Below are 17,884 nucleotides of genomic sequence, written 5' to 3'. Positions count from 1 at the left end.
GCATCAGCGTGCTGTTCGCCATGCTCCGCGACGGCACCTTCTACGAACCCCGAACCCCACGCCTCGCTTGACGAAAGACATAGAGGCACCCCCCGCGTCAGCAGCGGCTGCCGGGGGGACCGGAGAGGGTGTCGAGCAGGCCGCCCAAGGCGTCACGCTCCTGGTCGTTCAGCGGGGCCAGGACGTCCTCGGCGGCCGCCCGGCGCGCGTCGCGCAGGGCGCGCAGCGTCGACTGGCCGGCCTCGGTCAGCTCGATCCGCACCACCCGGCGGTTGGACGGATCCGGCGCGCGGCGCACCGAGCCGTGCGCCTCCAGCGCGTCCACCAGCGAGGTCACCGCGCGCGGAACCACCTCCAGGCGCTCTGCGAGGTCCGCCATCCGCGGCGGCCCGTCGTGGTGTGCCACCGTGCGCAGCAGCCGGGCCTGGGCCGGGGTGATGCCCAGCGGCTCCATATGGTGCTTCTGGGCACGCTGCAGTCGGCGGGTCAGGCGCAGCAGTTGCTCCGCGAGGCCGGATGTCTCGGAGATGGGCATGATCGCAGTCTATCGGACCTTGTTCATTGTGAGTATAGGTAACAGTGAGCTATGCTCGGAAAGTCCGTGGCGCCTGCCATCAGAAGGAGCCCATGCATCACGACACACCGCCATCGCCCCCATCCAGCCCCGAACCGGAGCGGCCCGCGCAAGTGCGGCGCATCCTCCGGCTCTTCCGCCCCTACCGCGGCCGGCTCGCCCTGGTCGGCCTGCTGGTCGGCGCCTCCGCGCTGGTCTCGGTCGCCTCGCCGTTCCTGCTCCGTGAGATCCTCGACGACGCCATTCCCGAGCGGCGCACCGGTCTGCTGACCCTGCTCGCCCTCGGCATGATCGCCGCCGCCGTCGTCAACAGCGTCTTCGGCGTCCTGCAGACCCTCATCTCCACCACCGTCGGCCAGCGCGTCATGCACGACCTGCGCGCCGCCGTCTACGACCGGCTGCAGCGCATGCCGCTCGCCTTCTTCACCCGCACCCGCACCGGCGAGGTGCAGTCCCGGATCGCCAACGACATCGGCGGCATGCAGGCCACCGTCACCTCCACCGCCACCTCGCTGGTCTCCAACCTCACCAGCGTCGTGGCCACGGTCGTCGCCATGCTCGCCCTCGACTGGCGGCTGACCGTCGTCTCGCTGCTCCTGCTGCCGCTGTTCGTCTGGATCAGCCGCCGGGTCGGCAACGAGCGCAAGAAGATCACCTCGAAGCGCCAGAAGCAGATGGCGGCCATGTCCGCGATGGTCACCGAGTCCCTGTCGGTGAGCGGCATCCTGCTCGGCCGCACCATGGGCCGCTCCGACTCGCTGACCCAGGAGTTCACCCGGGAGTCCGAGCGCCTGGTCGGCCTGGAGGTGCGGGCCAGCATGGCCGGCCGCTGGCGGATGTCCACCATCGGCGTCGTGATGGCCGCCATGCCCGCCGTCATCTACTGGGCCGCCGGAATCGCCCTCCAGGCCGGGGGCCCGGCCGTCTCCATCGGCACCCTGGTCGCCTTCGTCTCGCTGCAGCAGGGGCTGTTCCGGCCCACCGTCAGCCTGCTTTCCACCGGGGTGGACATGCAGACCTCCCTCGCGCTCTTCGCCCGCATCTTCGAGTACCTCGACCTGCCGATCGACATCACCGAGCCCGCCCGGCCGGTGCGGCTGCAGACGGTGCGCGGCGAAGTCCGTTTCGACGGCGTCGACTTCGACTACGACGCCCAGGACCCGGCCTCGCCGCAGGGGACCCTGCGCGATATCGACCTGACCGTCCCGGCGGGCGGCAGCCTGGCCGTCGTCGGCTCGACCGGCTCCGGCAAGACGACCCTCAGCTATCTGGTGCCCCGGCTGTACGACGTGACCGGCGGCCGGGTGCTGATCGACGGGGTCGACGTGCGGGATCTCGACTTCGAAAGCCTCGCCCGCGCGGTCGGCGTCGTCTCCCAGGAGACCTATCTCTTCCACGCCTCGATCGCCGACAACCTGCGGTTCGCCAAGCCCGACGCCACCCACGCGGAGATCGTCGCGGCGGCCGAGGCCGCCCAGATCCACGACCACATCGCCGCCCTCCCGGACGGCTACGACACCCTGGTGGGGGAGCGGGGGTACCGCTTCTCCGGCGGTGAGAAGCAGCGGCTGGCCATAGCGCGGACGATCCTGCGCGACCCGCCCGTCCTCATCCTCGACGAGGCCACCAGCGCCCTGGACACCCGCACCGAGCAGGCCGTGCAGAAGGCCATCGACGGCCTCGCGGTCGGCCGCACCACCATCACCATCGCCCACCGGCTCTCCACCGTGCGCGACGCCGACCGGATCGTCGTCCTCGACGGCGGCCGCATCGCCGAGCAGGGCACCCATGAGGAACTGCTCGCCCAGGACGGCCGCTACGCCGCCCTGGTGCGGCGCGACACCCAGCTGTCGCCCGTCGCCCCCGCCGTATAGCCCCCGGCGCATAAGCCCGCGCCGGGGCGTCAGGAGAACTCGGCGCGTACCGCCTCCGTGTGCTCGCCCAGCGCGGGCACCGGCCGCAGCGCGGCCTGACGCCCCGCCACCTCGACCGGCGGCAGCAGACCGCGCAGCGGCCCGACGGGCGAGCCGAACTCACCCCACCGCTCCCGGGCGGCCAGCTGCGGATGATCGGCCAGCCCCGCGACATCCCGCAGCCGGGCATTGGCGATGCCCGCCCCGTCCAGCAGGGCCACCAGCCCGTCGGCCGTATGGCCCGCGAAGGACCGCTCCAGCTCGGCCGTCAGCTCCTCGTCGTGGGTGCGGCGCAGCGGATTGTCGGCGAAGCGCGCGTCGCGGACCAGCTCCGGGCGGCCCACGACGCGTTCGCACAGGGCGATCCACTCGCGGTCGTTCTGCACGCTCAGAAACACCTGGGCGCCGTCGCCGCAAGCGTAGGCCCCGTACGGGGAGATCGACGGGTGGCGGGCCCCGCTGCGCACCACCCCGCTTCCGCCGTAGGCCTGCGCGAAGTACGGATGCCCCATCCACTCGCCCAGCGCGTCGAGGAGGCTGACGCTCAGGTCCGTCCCCGCGCCGGTGCGCTCCCGCTCGTACAGCGCGGTGAGGATGCCGGTGTACGCGTACATCCCGCCCGCGATATCGGCGATCGAGATGCCGGGACGGGCGGGCTCCTCGGGGCTGCCGGTGATCGACAGCAGCCCCGCCTCACACTGGACGAGCAGGTCGTACGCCTTCTTGTCCCGGTACGGCCCGCGGTCGCCGTATCCGGTGATCGCGCAGTTGATCAGGCGCGGATGCCCGGCCCGCAGCGTGTCCGCCGAGAGCCCGAGCCGGTCCACCGCCCCGGGCGCGAGATTGTGCACGAACACGTCGGCGCGGGCCAGGAGGGTGTCGAGCAGGGCCCGGTCCGCGCCGTCCTTCACATCGAGGACGACGCTCTCCTTGCCGCGGTTGACCCAGACGAAGTACGCCGACATGCCCTTGACCTCACGGTCGTACTCCCGGGCGAAGTCGCCCCGCCCCGGCCGCTCCACCTTGATGACCCGCGCGCCGAGGTCGGCGAGCTGGCGGGAGGCGAACGGGGCGGCGACGGCCTGTTCGAGGGCGACGACGGTGATGCCGTCCAGGGGCTGCGCGGGCATGGGCGACTCCTTCGATACGGATAGCTCCTGTCTTCCCCGCAGTGAGCGGCCGCCGAACGCCGCTCACCGCGCCGGGTTCAGCCGGACGGCTTCCGGTTCAGCCGAGCAGCCTCCGCAGGTAGGCGATCTGCTCGGCCTGCTGGTGGGTGCCCCCGCCCTCATGGCCGTTGAAGGACCACACCTTCAGCTCCTTCTCGCCCGCGTAGTGGTGGTACGCGGCGAAGCCGCACGAGGTCGGGGTGATCTCGTCGCGCAGGGCGGTCGAGAAGAGCGCGGGCGCGGTGGCCCGGGCCGCGAAGTTGAGGCCGTCGAAATGGTCGAGGGTCGCGAAGACCCGCTCGGTGAGATCGCGCTGACCGGCACAGAAGCGGGCCAGTTCGCCGTAGGGATCGGCGTCGGTGATCTCGACGGCCCGCCGGATGTGCGTCATGAACGGCACGTCCACCAGCGCCGCGGTCAGATCCGGCACCAGCCCGGCCGCCGCCAGGGCCATGCCACCACCCTGGCTGCCGCCGCTCACGACGATCCGGTCCGGGTCGACCAGCGGATGCGTGCGAGCGGCCTCCACCGCGCGCACGGCGTCGGTGTACAGCCGCCGGTAGTAGTAGTCGTCCGGGGAGAGGATGCCCTGGGTCATCTTGCCCGGCGCCTCGGGGCCGGTGCCGCCGACCGGATCGGGAGTGGCACCGGGGGAGTGCTGGGCCCAGCCCTGGCCCCGGGTGTCCATGACGAAGACCGCGTAGCCCACCGACGGCCACAGCAGCCAGTTGTGCGGCAGGCCCCGGCCGCCGTTGTAGCCGATGTACTGCACCACGCATGGCAGCGGGCCCGTCGCCTCGCGCGGGGCCAGCAGCCAGCCGCGTATCCGGTGCCCGCCGAACCCGGAGAACTCGACATCGTAGGTGTGCAGCCGGGCCAGGCCCGCGTCGGTCCCGGTGAAGACCGCGTCCAGCTCCGTGGTGCGGGACTCGGCGAGGGTGTGCTCCCAAAAGGCGTCGAAGCCATCCGGCTCGGGCAGCGGGGGCCGGTACGTGCGCAGCTGGTCCAGGGGCATATCGACGAACACGGGGCGAAGACCTCCGGAGAATCGGTATGGCGATGGGCGATGGCCAGGGACAACGTGGGAGGAGCAGGTTCGGACGTCAAGGATCGTTCGGACATCCGATCAGCGTTCGACTTCTCGGTCAAGAGGAAATATGCGCCGGGGGAGCGGTACTGGAACGGACGATCAGCCGGGTGGACAGCTCGGTCCGCATCCCCTCCGGGACCTCACCCGCCCTCAGCCGCAGCAGGGTGCGCAGCGCCGTCGCCGCCATCTCCGACAGCGGCTGACGGACCGTGGTGAGCGCCGGTGTCGTCCAGCGGGCCTGCGGCAGATCGTCGAAGCCCACTACGCTGACGTCCTCCGGCACCCGCAATCCCCGCTCCCGCAGCGCCCGGTACGCGCCGAGCGCCATCGGGTCGGAGCACACGAACACCGCCGTCGGCGGCTCGGGCAGCTCCAGCAGCTCCGTCATCCGCTGGTACGCGCCGGCCTCCCGGAAGTCGCCGTAGCGTACGTACGCGAGCGGCACCCGCAGCCCGGCAGCGGCCATCGCCGAGCGGAACCCGGCCACCCGCGCACCGCTGCACACCTTCCGCCGGTACCCGCCGATCACCGCGATCCGCCGGTGCCCCAGCGCGAGCAGATGCTCGGTCGCGCTCACGCCGCCCTGCCAGTCGGCGGCGCCCACGGACGGTACGCCCGGCGGCGGCACCGGCCCGGGGTCGATCAGCACGAACGGAACCCGGTGCTCATCGAGCCAGGCGTACTGGGTGGGCGTCAGCTCCGCGAGATGGAACAGCACCCCGGAACTGCCCCGGTCGCACAGCTTGTCCAGCCAGCCCCGCTCGGGCCGCCCGTCGCGGGTGCGCGGCAGCCCTGCCGACACCACCACCTCCAGGCCGGCGTCGTGCGCCGCCGCCTCCACCCCGTGCAGCACCGCTCCCGACCACGCGCCGTCCAGTGAATGCACCACCAGATCGACCAGGGCGGGCGGCCGGGGCGCCTCCAGACGCGGTTTGCGGACGTACCCCAGACGGTCCAGGACCTCGCTGACCCGGCGACGCGTGTCGGGCGCCACATCCTCGCGGCCGTTGACCACCTTCGAAGCGGTCGGCACCGAAACCCCTGCCTCGCGGGCGACGACCGCCAGCGTCGGACCCGTCGACCCCGGGGAACGCGCCATCGAGATACCCCCTTCCCGAACCCGCCCAAGCGCGACACCGACCGGGCAGAAACCGGTTACTACAGTAAGGCCGCCTCAACTCCGACGGGAAGACCCGGGAATTGAGGCGGCGGCACCGCGCCGACCCTTCAGCCGTTCACGGTCACAGGCCGTAGCGGTTCTTCAGATGGCGCCAGAAGTCCCGGTACATCCACTTGTCGAATTCGGTGATGTGGTCGGCGGTTCCCGCCTGCATGAGGAAACCGCCCACCCCGGTCGGGGTCCAGTCGTAGAAGTCGTCCAGACCGTAGGTGTGCCCGATCTCGTGCAGCAGGATGTGGATGTTGTCCTGGTTCAGCGCGCCCAGCATGTACTCGCTGCCGATGCGCTGCCCCCAGTCACCGCCCGCGCCGCCGCCGAAGCCCTTGGTCAGCCACAGCGACTGGTCGTAGTGGCGCGCCGCGCCACCGGGGCACTTGGAGTAGTTGCCGTCCTGGTGGAAGAAGCGGCCGCAGTCCGGGGAGCACTGCGGGGCGCCGCCGCCGTCCAGACCGGTGTAGACGTCGACCGAGTTATCACTCCACTGCAGCGTGGAGCGGTTCTTGACCGCCCAGCCGACGACCTTGACCGGGACCTCCTTGTACGGGAAGTTCTCGAATCCCGCGACCGAGTCGATCCACTTCTTCGACTGGCGCTTGAGCGCGGTATGGATCTGGTCGCGCATCTGCGCCGTGACCGGCTGGTCGGATTCCCAGCGGACGCAGTAGTTCAGGCTGCCTTTGTTGGCCATCACCTGATCCCAGCCGTAGTTCTTGAAGCCGTACAGGTCGGGATAGGTGGACTCGACGTGCCTCCAGACCTCGTTCAGCGGCTGGACGAGATTGCTCGGCGGATTCCAGGTGTCCGACGCGCCCGTCCCGGCGGCGTCGGCGGGTGCGGTGAATCCGATGAGGGACAGCGCCCCGGCCGCCGCGGCGGTCAGGAGGGCGCGTAACCCGCGGAATCTTCGTACGCGCATGGCGGCTCTCTTCCGTGTGGGGAACGGGTGCGGGCGGCGCACCCCCCGGGGAGTGGCCGTACGGGGACGCCGCCCGCACCCTCCAGTGGCCCCCGCGGCCCGGAAGGTTGCCGCCCCCTGCCGAATGCGCGCGGACTGACAAACCGCCGTGCGCTCAGCGGCCGGTACGGGCCTCCCGCGAGCCGTCGTCCGGGACCACCCGGGCCGCGGCCGGGTCCAGCACCCGGGTGAGGAACGCCCGGGTCCGCGGATGCCGTGGCGCGGCCACCACTTGCTCCGGACCGCCCTCCTCCACGATCACCCCGTCGTCCATGAACACCACCCGGTCGGTGACCTCCCGCGCGAAGCTCATCTCATGCGTGACGACCAGCATCGTCATCCCCTCGTCGGCCAGCGCCCGCATCACGGCGAGCACATCCCCGACCAGCTCGGGGTCGAGGGCCGAGGTCGGCTCGTCGAACAGCATCAGCTCCGGATCCATCGCCAGCGCCCGCGCGATCGCCACCCGCTGCTGCTGCCCGCCCGACAACTGCGCCGGATAGGCGGCCTCCTTGCCGGTCAGGCCCACCCGGCGCAGCGTGTCCCGGCCGATCCGCACCGCCTCGGCCTTGTCGCGGCGCAGCACCCGCCGCTGCGCGATGGTCAGGTTCTCCAGCGCGGTCAGATGCGGGAAGAGGTTGAACGCCTGGAACACCATGCCGATCCGCCGCCGCACCCGGTCGATGTCCACATCCGGGTCGGTGACCTCGGCCCCGCCCACGGTCACCGAGCCCGCCGTCGGCTCCTCCAGCAGGTTCACACAGCGCAGCAGGGTCGACTTGCCGGAGCCGGACGGCCCGATGACACAGACCACCTCGCCCCGCTCCACGCCGAGGTCGATGCCCTTCAGCACCTCCAGCCCGCCGAAGGACTTGCGCAGCCCCCGGATCCGGATCACGGGTCCTCACCTCGCCTTCGCGGTACGGGCCTCCAGCCACCGGACCAGCTGGCCCAGTGGAACGGTGATGAGCAGGTAGCACAGCCCGGCGACCAGGATCGGGGTGAGACTGCGGTGCTGATTGAGCGCGTCCCGGCCGAACTTGGACAGTTCGTACTGATCCAGGGAGAGCCCGAGCAGATAGACCAGGGACGAGTCCTTGGTCAGCAGGATCAGTTCGTTGGTCAGCGGCGGCAGCACGATCCGGAACGCCTGCGGAATGATGATCGAGACCATCGCCCGGCCGTGGGACATGCCGAGCGAACGCGCCGCCTCCATCTGCCCCTTGGGCACGGCCCGGATGCCCGCGCGGATCGTCTCCGCCATGTACGCGGCCCCGACCAGACCGAGCGCCAGCATGACCGTGACATAGCGGTCCAGCGCCACCTGGAAGGCGAGCGGCACCCCGAAGCCGAGCGCGATGAACACCAGCAGCGCCGGGACGCCGCGGAAGAACTCGATGTACGCCACCGACAGCCATCGGTACGGAGTCACCCGCGACAGCCGCATCAGCGCGAGCACCAGCCCGGCCACGAGCCCGAAACCGAAGCCGAGCAGGGTGTAGACGACGGTGTTGACCAGGGCGGTGGTGATCATGTCGGGGAACAGGGACCGGGCGACGTCCGCGTCGAAGAACGCGCGGCGCAGTTCACCCCAGTCCGCGGCCAGGACGACGGCGAGAGTTACGGCGGCGAGCACCGCGTACTGCACCGCCCGTATCGCCCGCGCCCGCTGCCGACGGGTCATGGTCACAGCTCACTTCCTGGGCGCGGTGCCGAACCACTTCCGGTAGATCGCGTCGTAGCGGCCGTCCCCCCTCGCGGCCTCGAGGACCTGGTTGATCTTCTTGCGCAGGGCGTCGTTGCCGGTGCGTACGGCGATGCCGTACTTCTCCCCGGTGCTGAACTCGGCCGTCACCTCGGTGTCCGGGTTGTCCTTGACGAAGTCGTACAGCGCCCCGTTGTCGTTGATGCCCGCCGCGACCTGTCCGGTCTTGACCGCGGACACCAGCAGCCCGAGGTCCTCGAACTGGACCAGCGTGGCGCCCACGGCCCGCTTCTGGGCGTACGCCTCCCCGGTGGTGCCCTGCTGGACCGCCAGCCGCTTGCCCTTGAGGTCGCCGAGGTTCCGGTACGGCTTGCCCTTCCGGGTGAGCAGCGCCTGGGTGGCGTCGAAGTAGGGGCGGGAGAAGTCCAGGTTCTTCTCGCGGACGGCGTTGATCGTCATCCCGGCCGCGGCGACATCGCAGGTGCGGGTGTTGAGGTCCTCACCGGACTGGATGCCCTCGAAGGGTGTGTCCACGATCTCCTGCTTCACCTTCAGCTCCGCGGCGACGAGATCGACCAGATCCACGTCGAAGCCGACGATCTTCTTGCCCTGCCGGGACTGGAAGGGCGGATAGGGAAGATGGGTGCAGGTGGTCAGCTTGCCGGACGTCACCAGGCTGATGTCCGGGCCGCCGGAGTCCGACGGTTTTGTGCTGGTACAGCCGATGAGCAGGGCGGCAGCGGCGGCAATGGCCAAGACGGGCAGCGCGGAGCGAGCGGACACGGCACCTCCGGGACATGGTCGGCGAACGACCCCACGGGACACGTGATCAGTACGTCGGCCCGCATCCTGCCACTCTCCGTGCCGCCGTGACCCCGCCGTGTGCGTTGCGAGCGCATAACGGCCGGGGAACCCAGGCCCTAGCGGCGCCGTCGCCGCCTGCGGCGCTTGCTGAAGAACCAGCCGGCCGGCGGCTCGTCCGCCCGCCAGGGCTGGGGCTCGGGCGCCCCACGCCGCCGCCAGCGCGCGGTCAGTATGCGCGTGCGCGCGGCGGGCTCGGTGACCTCGGCGCCCCGGACGAAGTCCTCGTCGAGAACGACGTCGTCCCAGTCGTCCCGGGCCCGGTCGTCCGCCTCGTCCCCCCGGTCTGTGGAGCCGGTGCTCAAGGGGCACCTCCCGTCCGCCGGTGTGCCGCTCGGGCACGAAAGCGTGTTCCTGGAGCGAGGAACGTGCGGGACGCCCGCCGAGTTCCGGTGGGTGCTACGCGGGGATCCAGACGCGCATCGGTCCGGCCTCCCGGTTCGCCCAGGCGTAATAGGGGATCGCGGTGACGCGCACCGGGTCGTCCACACCACCGCTGCCGCCCCCGGCGTCCCGGTACGGCCACCAGCCGTCGGGCGGGGCCGCCCGGCGCAGCGCCCGGGCCATGATCACGGTCACTCCGCCCAGCAGCCGCGGCCGGTGCTCGGGGACCAGCTCGGTGTCCGTGTCGAGCGTGATGCCGTCCAGCCGCAGCCCGGCGGGCTGATCCGGCTGCTCCAGGCAGTACACCAGCGGTCCGTGCTCGATCGCGGCGCAGCCGCGCACCGCGTCCATCCGCGGGTCGGGGCGGGTCAGCCGGGGTGTCAGCGGCAGCGTCAGGACCACGGTCTCGCCCGGCCGCCAGCGGCGCCGCAGCCGCAGCCAGCCCCGCTCCGCGCGCTCCGTCACCGTCTCGCCGCCGATCGTCGCCTCGTACCGGTCGGCCCAGTGCGGGATGCGCAGCGACAGCGTCCAGTCGGCTTGCGCGGGAGCCTCGTCCACGACCACCGCGATCCGGCCTTCCCACGGGTAGCCGGTGCCCACCCGCACCGTTCCGCCGCCGGCCGCGTACACCCCCGACGCGTACTGGTGCAGCTGCAGGCCGCCGGCGTCGCCGCTCGCCATGTAGTGCGGCAGCGAGGCCAGCAGCCGCATCACATTGGGCGGGCAGCAGGCGCAGCGGAACCAGGGCGTCCGCCGGGCCTCCTGGTCGCTGTGCGACTCCGTACGGCCGTCCCGGACCTGGAGCGGATTCACATACAGCCAGCGCTCGCCGTCCAGGGAGACGCCGGACGCGAAGCCGTTGAACAGGGTCCGCTCGATCAGATCGCTGTAGCGGGCGTCCCCCGTGAGCAGCGCCATCCGCCAGCTGAACTGGATCGAGGCGATGGCGGCACAGGTCTCCGCGTACGCCCGGTCCGGCGGGAGTTCGTAACGGTCGCCGAAGGACTCCAGGTCGTGCCGTGAACCCACCCCGCCCGTCAGATGGGTCTTGGTGGCGGCCATGTCCTCCCACAGCCGCACCAGCGCCTCCCGCAGCTCCCGGTCGCCGGTCTCGGCCGCCAGGTCCGCGGCCCCGGCCAGCAGATACAGCTGGCGGACCGCGTGTCCGGCGACCGCCGTCGCGTCCCGCACCGGGACGTGGTCCTGCCAGTAGGGCGCCCCGGGGCGCGGCCCCGTGGCACCGCCGTCGCCCAGGGTTCCCGCACCGCGCCGGTCCACGAAATACCGGGCCAGATCGAGATAGCGCCGCTCGCCGGTCTCCCGGTACAGCTCGACCAGCGCCGTCTCGATCTCCGGGTGCCCGCACACCGCGTCCACGGCCTTGCCCGGGCCGAAGACCGCGTCGATGTGGTCGGCGCACCGCACCGCCACATCGAGCAGCCCGTCCTCGCCGGTGGCCCGCCGGTGCGCGACGGCGGCCTGGAGGAGATGGCCCGCGCAGTACAGCTCGTGCCCCCAGTGCAGCTCGGTCCACCGCCGGGCGCCCGGTCCGGCCTGGTAGTACGTCTGCAGATAGCCGTCCGCGTCCTGAGCGTCCGACACCAGGGCCGCCAGTCGCGCCACCTGCCCGGCCAGTTCCTCCGCGGCCGGTCCGCCGGGCTCGCCGGCGAGCTGCCAGGACGCGGCCTCCAGCCACTTGTGCACATCGGAGTCCTGGAACGGGAAGTCCCCCGTGAACCCCTCCTCCGCCGTCCCCGCGGCGGCCCGCAGATTGGCCAGATTGCCCGCCTCCTCCAGTCTCCCCGGCCCCTGCGGAACACTGACCTCGGCGTTGATCCGCCGCTTCGCGGCCCAGAACCCTCCGGTGATCCGGGCCGTGACGGGCGGCCGGAGAGCGGTGTGCGCATCGTGCGAGAGCCGGATCGGTCCTGTGGACATCTGCCTACCCCTTACCCCGTACGTTCCGTGGCGGCCATGCCTTCCACGGCGTGGCGAGCCGCACGCGCCATGTGGCCCATTCCACTGCACTTCGGCGCCGGAGTCAGGAGGGGCGACGCGGGTCCGTGCGAGGAGGCGACGGAACGTCAGGCGGCGGGCGGCTCCGCCCCGTCCACCACATGGGCCACACCACACGTGACGTTGTCGGGTCCGCCCGCGCGGTTGGCGAGGGCGATGAGTTCGAGCGCGGCCTCTCCCGGATCGGCCACCGAGCCCAGCACACGCCGGATCTCCTCCGCGGCCACCACCCCGCTGAGCCCGTCCGAGCACAGCAGATACCGGTCGCCCGCCAGGGCGTCCCGCAGCGCCAGATCGGGCTCGAACGCCGACCCGCCGCCCACGGCCCGCAGCAGCAGCGCTCGCTGGGGGTGGGACGCGGCCTCCGCCATGGTGATGCGCCCCTCGTCGATCAGTGACTGCACCACGGTGTGGTCGTGGGTGATCTGGAACAGCTCGCCGTCGCGCAGCAGATACGCCCGCGAATCGCCGATGTGCACCAGGCCCAGCCGGGACCCCGACCACACCATCGCGGTCAGCGTCGTCCCGACGTCGCGCAGCGCGGGATCGGACGCGGCCAGCTCGCACACCGAGGTGTGCGCCCGCCGCGCCGCATCCTCCAGGGCGCTCAGCAGTTCGGCCCCCGGAACCTCGGCCTCCAGCGGCTTGAGCGCCTCGATCGCCGCCTCGCTCGCATGCCGGCCGCCGCCGAAGCCGTCGGCGACGGCGAGCAGACGCGGACCGGCGTACCCGGCGTCCTCGTTGCTTGTCCGGACCGAGCCCCGGTCGGAGAGCACGGCGTAGCGAATTCCCAGGGAGTTGGGAGAAGAAGTCATGGTGACGTCCTTTCCGGACAACTGGTCGACGAGGAAGGCGGCCAGGTCACGCCGGGCCGCCGTATCGGCCTCGACCTGCGCCCAGTACGCGCGGACCTCCCGCGCCGCCGCGCCCGGATCCAGCTCGCACACGGTACGGATCCGGGCCAGCGGCATCCCGAGCCGACGCAGCCAGGCCACCAGCCGGGCCCGCTCCAGCTGCGCCGGGTCGTAGAGGCGGTAGCCGGAGTGCGGGTCGACACGGGCGGGCGGCAGCAGCCCGAGTTCGTCGTACAGGCGGAGCGCCTTGGGGGACAGCCTCGATGCCTTCGCGAACGCGCCGATCGTCAGCAGTCCCATGCCCGCCCTCCTCGCGCCGGGCACCTCGCCCGGCCACCACGATGCTGGAGCTTCCCCCTCGGAGAAGGTCAACCAAGGCCAATCAAGGCCAACGAAGACCATCTATGGACCATATTCAAAAGCACATACCTCTCTCGTTTATATTTATCAGTCATATACTTTCATTCGGTCTTCTTCAGGTATTCGTTGTGCTTGGTGCGGGAAATGACGGGGCATCCGCACAGACTCGTGGCAGCCACGAGGCGAGGGAGGACCCATGTCCGTTTCCACCACGCCCGGTACCGTGTGGGGCACCTGGATCAACCTGCAAGGCGGCATCCACTCCGAGCCCGCGCCGGTGGCCCAGGCCGACGACCGGATCCAAGTCTTCATCAGGGGCGGTTCGAACGTCCTCTGGAGCAGACTCGAGACCCGCGACGGGGGGTGGGGGGCCCTGGCAGCAGTACCCGGGCCTGGCCGTCGACGGCATTCCCGCCCCGATCCGCGGGAAGGACGGAAAGGTGCGGGTCTTCTACCGCACCCCGGGCAACGATCTGCAAGTCATCACCCAGACCTCAATCAACTCCGGGTACGGAGCGCCCCAGACGCTGGCCACCGGCATCGGGGACGACCCGGCCGCGACCCTCGGCGCCGACGGCCGCATCTACGTGTTCTTCCCCGGCACCGACAACGCCCTGTGGTACCTGCGCAACCAGGATCTCCAGTACGAGACGTACAACACCGCGGCGTCGCTCGGCGGCGCCATCTTCGCCACGCCGTCGCCCATCCTCGACGGGGGAGGGCGGATCGTGGTGGCGGTCAAGGGCAGCGGCGAAACCCTCTACACCAACCAGCAGGCAGCCGAGAACTCCACCACCTGGGAGGGCTTCTCGCTCAACGCTCCCAACGTGACCAGCCGTCCCTCGGTGTGCCTGGACGCGGCCGGCCGGGTGCAGGTCTTCTACCGGAGTTCGGACGGTTCCGTCCGGCGCGTCGGACAGACCGACGACTACGACTCGTTCAACGCGCCCGTGAGCCTGGGCGCGCAGATCGTGTGGCGGCCCACCTGCGGCCTGGGCCAGGACGGCCGGATCAACGTGTTCATCAAGGCCACCGACAACGCCCTGTGGGTCGCCGTCCAGACCACGGAGAACGGCACCACCTACACCGGCTTCCAGTCCCTCGGCGGGGTCATCGGCTCCGCCGGCATCAGCGTCCCCATCGCCAACGAGGAGAATCTGCTCTACGTGTTCCTGCAGGGCAACGGGACCGCCAGAGACCTCTGGCTGCAGCGCCAGACGTTCGTCTGAGCAGCGTCCCTGGGGGCTCCACGGTTTTCGAAACTTTCGCACCTGCCTCAGGGGCTGTCGGAAGTCATCAGAACCCTTAATCTCCGAACAAATTCGATCAACGATCAGTTGATCAACGGAGAGCCAGGAGCCCCCACATGCCCACAGCAGGAGAGCGACGATCGAGCCGCAGCGACGGACAGCCCAGCCGGCGACTGGTCCTGATGGGAGCCCTGGCCCTGGGAGCGGCCGCGGGAACCCCCGGCCTCGCCGAGGCCGCCGCCCCCTCCGCGCGGGAGACGACCGCCAGGGCCGCCCGGTACGCCAATCCGCTGGTCCGCAACCGTGCCGACCCGCATATCTTCAAGCACACCGACGGCTATTACTACTTCACGGCCACCGCCCCGGAATACGACCGCATCATCCTGCGCCGCTCCAGATCCCTGGGGGGCCTGGCCACCGCGTCGGAGTCGGTGATCTGGAAGAAGCACGCCAGCGGTGACATGGGCGCCCACATCTGGGCCCCGGAAATCCACTTCATCGACGGCAAGTGGTACGTCTACTTCGCGTCCGCGCCCGCGAACGACGTCTGGAAGATCCGGATGTGGGTGCTGGAGAACGCGAGCGCCAACCCGTTCGCCGGGACCTGGACCGAGAAGGGCCGCATCGCCACCCCCATCGACTCCTTCTCCCTCGACGCCTCCACCTTCGTCCACCGGGGCACCCGCTATCTGATCTGGGCCCAGAGCAACCCGGACGTCGGCAACAACTCCAGCATCTACATCGCCAAGATGGCCAACCCCTGGACCATCACCGGGCCGCAGGTGGAGATCTCCCGTCCGACCTACGACTGGGAGACCCGCGGCTACAAGGTCAACGAGGGCCCGTCCGTCCTCCAGAAGAACGGAAAGCTCTTCCTCACCTACTCCGCCAGCGCCACCGACGCCAACTACTGCATGGGGCTGCTCACCGCCTCCGCGGACAGCGACCCGCTGGCCCCCGCCTCCTGGAAGAAGAACCCCCAGCCGGTCTTCACCAGCAACGACACCACCAAGCAGTACGGCCCGGGCCACAACTCCTTCACCGTCGGCGAGGACGGCCGCACCGATGTCCTCGTCTACCACGCCCGCCAGTACAAGGACATCACCGGCGACCCGCTCAACGACCCCAACCGGCACACCCGGATCCAGACCCTCGGCTGGAAGGCCGACGGCACCCCGGACTTCGGCATCCCCGTGGCAGACGGCCCCGCACCGGACACCAGGGCCACCACCCGCTACACCATGACCGCCTTCACCAACAGCAGCGAATCCAACCTGTACGTGTACGACTCGCCGGACGCGCTCACCTACACGCTGCTCAAGGGGCCGGCGTACACCCCGCCCGCGGAGCTGATCCGCGACCCCAGCATCATCAAGCACACCGACGGCTACTACTACATCGTCTACACCACCAACTGGACCGGGAACACGATCGGTTTCGCGCGCAGCCGCGACCGCGTCAACTGGACCTTCGTGCGCAACCACACGCTGCCGCTCGCCGGAGTCGAACGCACCTGGGCGCCCGAGTTCTTCGTCGACGCGGGCGGCAGCGTCAACATCATCGTGTCGCTCGACACCACCGCCACCCCCGATGACATCTTCCGGCCGCATCTGCTCACCGCCACCAACGCCTCGCTCTCGTCCTGGACCACCCCGAAGCCGCTCACCGGCCTGGACAAGGCGAACTACATCGACACCTTCGTGGTACGCCACGGCGGGCAGTACCACGCCTTCACCAAGCAGGAGACGACGAAGTACATCGAGCACGCGACCGCCACCAGCCTCGGCGGTCCCTACACCCTGCGCGGCACCGGCGACTGGGCGGGCTGGGGCAGCTGGCGCGAGGGACCGGCGCTGGTCCCGCTGGACAATGGTGGGTGGCGGATCTTCTTCGACGGCTACGCCGAGAAGAAGTACTACTACAGCGACAGCCTCGACGGTTTCCGTACCTGGACCCCCATCCGGGAGCTGCCCCGGCTCTCCGGCTTCGCCCGCCACTTCACCGTCCTCAAGGAGAGCGTGTGATGCGCGGACGTCTGTGGGCCCTCGTCGTGGCCACCCTCCTCGGGCTGCTGGCCCCGCTGGCGGGCGCCGGTACGGCGCAGGCGGCCCCCGCCACCATCGTCAACGCCACGCAGTTCACCACCACATCGGGCGAGGCGGTGCACGCGCACGGCGGCGGAGTCATCAAAGTCGGCGCGTACTACTACTGGTTCGGTGAGAACCGCAACGCGGACAACACCTTCCGCTACGTGTCCGCCTACCGCTCCACGGACCTGAAGACCTGGGAGTTCCGCCGCCACGTCCTCACCCAGGCCACGGATCCCGAGCTGGCCACCGCCAACATCGAGCGGCCCAAGGTCCTCTACAACGAGCGGACCAAGCGGTTCGTGATGTGGATGCACAAGGAGAACGGCAGCGACTACAGCGAGGCGCGCGCGGCCGTCGCCACCTCCGCCACCGTCGACGGCGACTACACCTGGCGGGGCAGCTTCCGCCCGCTGGACCAGCACATGTCCCGCGACATCACGCTGTTCAAGGACGGCGACGGCACCGGCTACATGATCTCGGCCGCCCGGGAGAACTACGACCTGCAGATCTACCGGCTGACCGACGACTACACCGGTGTGGCGAGCCTGGTCGCCAACCCCTGGCCCGGCGGCCACCGCGAGGCCCCGGCGCTCTTCAAACGCGGCAATGTGTACTTCATGCTGACTTCCGGCGCCACCGGCTGGAACCCCAACCAGCAGCAGTACGCCACCGCCACCAGCCTGGCCGGTCCCTGGAGCGCGATGCGCGACGTGGGCGACGCCACCGCCTACGGCTCGCAGACCGCCTACGTCCTGCCGGTGCAGGGCGCCCGGACCACCTCGTACCTGTACCTGGGTGACCGCTGGGGCAACTCCTTCGGCGGCAAGGTCAACGACTCGCGCTACGTCTGGCTGCCGCTGGCCTTCCCCACCGCGACCACCATGACCATGGACTGGTATCCGCAGCTGACCATCGACGCCGCCGCGGGCACGGTGACCGGCTCCGGCGGCCCGTACACCACGCTGAAGGCCCGGCACAGCGGCAAGTGCGCCGATGTCGTCTCCGCCGCGCAGACCGATGGCGCCGCGGTCGTGCAGTACACCTGCAACGGCGGCGGCAACCAGCTGTTCTGGTCCAGGAGCGCGGGCGGCGGATACGTCCAGCTGGTCGCCCGGCACAGCTCCCAGTGCCTGACCGTGGCCGGCGGCTCCACCGCCGACGGCGCGGCCGTCGTCCAGTCGGCCTGCGGCACGGGCACGGACCAGCAGTGGCAGGTCACGGACACCGGCGGCGGATACGTCCGGCTCACCGCCCGTTCCAGTGGCAAGTGCCTGGACGTGGCCGACGGGTCCACGGCGGACAAGGCCGCCCTCATCCAGTGGAGCTGCACGGGCGGCACCAACCAGCAGTGGCAGCGCGGCTGACCGTCCGCACCCTTCCGGCCCTTCCCGTTCGGAGCTGTTGACATCCCCGGACGTGCCGGTAGCTTCACGTGCGCACGATGTCGGACATTGTTCGTAATTTCGAACCTCCGTGAGGGAAG

Annotated in this window: 15 protein-coding genes; 4 read left to right on the top strand and 11 right to left on the bottom strand. The window is 70.5% G+C overall.

Annotation, left to right across the window (positions count from 1 at the left end):
- Nucleotides 1–97 precede the first annotated feature (97 nt).
- The gene (locus tag ACFZCY_RS37125) at nucleotides 98–535 is read right to left on the bottom strand and encodes a MarR family transcriptional regulator (RefSeq protein WP_391183664.1); all 438 of its coding nucleotides are present in this window, start codon (nucleotides 533–535) and stop codon (nucleotides 98–100) included.
- Between the two features lie 92 nt (nucleotides 536–627).
- Between ACFZCY_RS37125 and ACFZCY_RS37120 the strand changes: the two genes are divergently transcribed.
- The gene (locus tag ACFZCY_RS37120) at nucleotides 628–2,448 is read left to right on the top strand and encodes an ABC transporter transmembrane domain-containing protein (RefSeq protein ID WP_391183661.1); all 1,821 of its coding nucleotides are present in this window, start codon (nucleotides 628–630) and stop codon (nucleotides 2,446–2,448) included.
- A 29-nt stretch (nucleotides 2,449–2,477) separates the two neighbouring features.
- Here ACFZCY_RS37120 and ACFZCY_RS37115 read toward each other — a convergent pair whose 3' ends face one another.
- From ACFZCY_RS37115 to ACFZCY_RS37070, 10 genes are all read right to left on the bottom strand, one after another.
- Complete coding sequence (locus ACFZCY_RS37115; RefSeq protein ID WP_391183658.1) at nucleotides 2,478–3,617, bottom strand: CoA transferase; 1,140 nt, start codon at nucleotides 3,615–3,617, stop codon at nucleotides 2,478–2,480.
- Nucleotides 3,618–3,714: 97 nt separating this feature from the next.
- Nucleotides 3,715–4,683: an alpha/beta fold hydrolase gene (locus tag ACFZCY_RS37110; RefSeq protein WP_391183655.1), complete on the bottom strand. Its 969-nt coding sequence runs from the start codon at nucleotides 4,681–4,683 to the stop codon at nucleotides 3,715–3,717.
- Nucleotides 4,684–4,801: 118 nt separating this feature from the next.
- Nucleotides 4,802–5,845, bottom strand: a complete 1,044-nt coding sequence (locus ACFZCY_RS37105; protein WP_391183652.1) for a substrate-binding domain-containing protein — start codon at nucleotides 5,843–5,845, stop codon at nucleotides 4,802–4,804.
- A 142-nt stretch (nucleotides 5,846–5,987) separates the two neighbouring features.
- Nucleotides 5,988–6,842 carry a hypothetical protein gene (locus tag ACFZCY_RS37100; protein WP_391183649.1) on the bottom strand — a complete coding sequence of 285 codons (855 nt, stop codon included), beginning with the start codon at nucleotides 6,840–6,842 and terminating at the stop codon, nucleotides 5,988–5,990.
- Between the two features lie 154 nt (nucleotides 6,843–6,996).
- The gene (locus tag ACFZCY_RS37095; RefSeq protein WP_391183647.1) at nucleotides 6,997–7,779 is read right to left on the bottom strand and encodes an ATP-binding cassette domain-containing protein; all 783 of its coding nucleotides are present in this window, start codon (nucleotides 7,777–7,779) and stop codon (nucleotides 6,997–6,999) included.
- Between the two features lie 6 nt (nucleotides 7,780–7,785).
- Entirely contained in the window at nucleotides 7,786–8,565 is a 780-nt protein-coding gene (locus ACFZCY_RS37090; RefSeq protein WP_391183688.1) for an ABC transporter permease subunit, read from the bottom strand.
- A 9-nt stretch (nucleotides 8,566–8,574) separates the two neighbouring features.
- Complete coding sequence (locus ACFZCY_RS37085; protein ID WP_391183643.1) at nucleotides 8,575–9,369, bottom strand: transporter substrate-binding domain-containing protein; 795 nt, start codon at nucleotides 9,367–9,369, stop codon at nucleotides 8,575–8,577.
- A 137-nt stretch (nucleotides 9,370–9,506) separates the two neighbouring features.
- Nucleotides 9,507–9,752: a hypothetical protein gene (locus ACFZCY_RS37080; RefSeq protein WP_391183640.1), complete on the bottom strand. Its 246-nt coding sequence runs from the start codon at nucleotides 9,750–9,752 to the stop codon at nucleotides 9,507–9,509.
- A 94-nt stretch (nucleotides 9,753–9,846) separates the two neighbouring features.
- Nucleotides 9,847–11,769: a beta-L-arabinofuranosidase domain-containing protein gene (locus tag ACFZCY_RS37075; protein ID WP_391183638.1), complete on the bottom strand. Its 1,923-nt coding sequence runs from the start codon at nucleotides 11,767–11,769 to the stop codon at nucleotides 9,847–9,849.
- Nucleotides 11,770–11,915: 146 nt separating this feature from the next.
- Entirely contained in the window at nucleotides 11,916–13,001 is a 1,086-nt protein-coding gene (locus tag ACFZCY_RS37070) for a MerR family transcriptional regulator (protein WP_391183635.1), read from the bottom strand.
- A gap of 500 nt (nucleotides 13,002–13,501) precedes the next feature.
- Between ACFZCY_RS37070 and ACFZCY_RS37065 the strand changes: the two genes are divergently transcribed.
- From ACFZCY_RS37065 to ACFZCY_RS37055, 3 genes are all read left to right on the top strand, one after another.
- Nucleotides 13,502–14,290, top strand: coding sequence for a hypothetical protein (locus ACFZCY_RS37065; RefSeq protein ID WP_391183633.1), 789 nt, complete (start codon nucleotides 13,502–13,504; stop codon nucleotides 14,288–14,290).
- A gap of 137 nt (nucleotides 14,291–14,427) precedes the next feature.
- Entirely contained in the window at nucleotides 14,428–16,335 is a 1,908-nt protein-coding gene (locus tag ACFZCY_RS37060) for a family 43 glycosylhydrolase (protein WP_391183630.1), read from the top strand.
- On the top strand, nucleotides 16,335–17,765 hold the full coding sequence (locus ACFZCY_RS37055) for an RICIN domain-containing protein (RefSeq protein ID WP_391183627.1): 1,431 nt from the start codon (nucleotides 16,335–16,337) through the stop codon (nucleotides 17,763–17,765). Before ACFZCY_RS37060 ends, ACFZCY_RS37055 begins: the two co-directional genes overlap by 1 nt.
- Nucleotides 17,766–17,884: the final 119 nt, after the last annotated feature.

Origin of the sequence: Streptomyces sp. NPDC007983 (genome assembly GCF_042958345.1) — a bacterium.
Taxonomy (GTDB): Bacteria; Actinomycetota; Actinomycetes; order Streptomycetales; family Streptomycetaceae; genus Streptomyces.
The sequence above is the reverse complement of the archived record's forward strand: the minus strand, read 5'-3'. Positions and strand labels throughout refer to the sequence as shown.

What these genes read in the sequence shown, in the direction of transcription:
- ACFZCY_RS37125 (WP_391183664.1), bottom strand. Translation starts at nt 535, where the DNA reads ATGCCCATCTCCGAGACATCCGGCCTCGCGGAGCAACTGCTGCGCCTG.
- ACFZCY_RS37070 (WP_391183635.1), bottom strand. Translation starts at nt 13,001, where the DNA reads ATGGGACTGCTGACGATCGGCGCGTTCGCGAAGGCATCGAGGCTGTCC.
- ACFZCY_RS37060 (WP_391183630.1), top strand. Translation starts at nt 14,428, where the DNA reads ATGCCCACAGCAGGAGAGCGACGATCGAGCCGCAGCGACGGACAGCCC.
- ACFZCY_RS37105 (WP_391183652.1), bottom strand. Translation starts at nt 5,845, where the DNA reads ATGGCGCGTTCCCCGGGGTCGACGGGTCCGACGCTGGCGGTCGTCGCC.
- ACFZCY_RS37115 (WP_391183658.1), bottom strand. Translation starts at nt 3,617, where the DNA reads ATGCCCGCGCAGCCCCTGGACGGCATCACCGTCGTCGCCCTCGAACAG.
- ACFZCY_RS37120 (WP_391183661.1), top strand. Translation starts at nt 628, where the DNA reads ATGCATCACGACACACCGCCATCGCCCCCATCCAGCCCCGAACCGGAG.
- ACFZCY_RS37090 (WP_391183688.1), bottom strand. Translation starts at nt 8,565, where the DNA reads ATGACCCGTCGGCAGCGGGCGCGGGCGATACGGGCGGTGCAGTACGCG.
- ACFZCY_RS37075 (WP_391183638.1), bottom strand. Translation starts at nt 11,769, where the DNA reads ATGTCCACAGGACCGATCCGGCTCTCGCACGATGCGCACACCGCTCTC.
- ACFZCY_RS37055 (WP_391183627.1), top strand. Translation starts at nt 16,335, where the DNA reads ATGCGCGGACGTCTGTGGGCCCTCGTCGTGGCCACCCTCCTCGGGCTG.
- ACFZCY_RS37100 (WP_391183649.1), bottom strand. Translation starts at nt 6,842, where the DNA reads ATGCGCGTACGAAGATTCCGCGGGTTACGCGCCCTCCTGACCGCCGCG.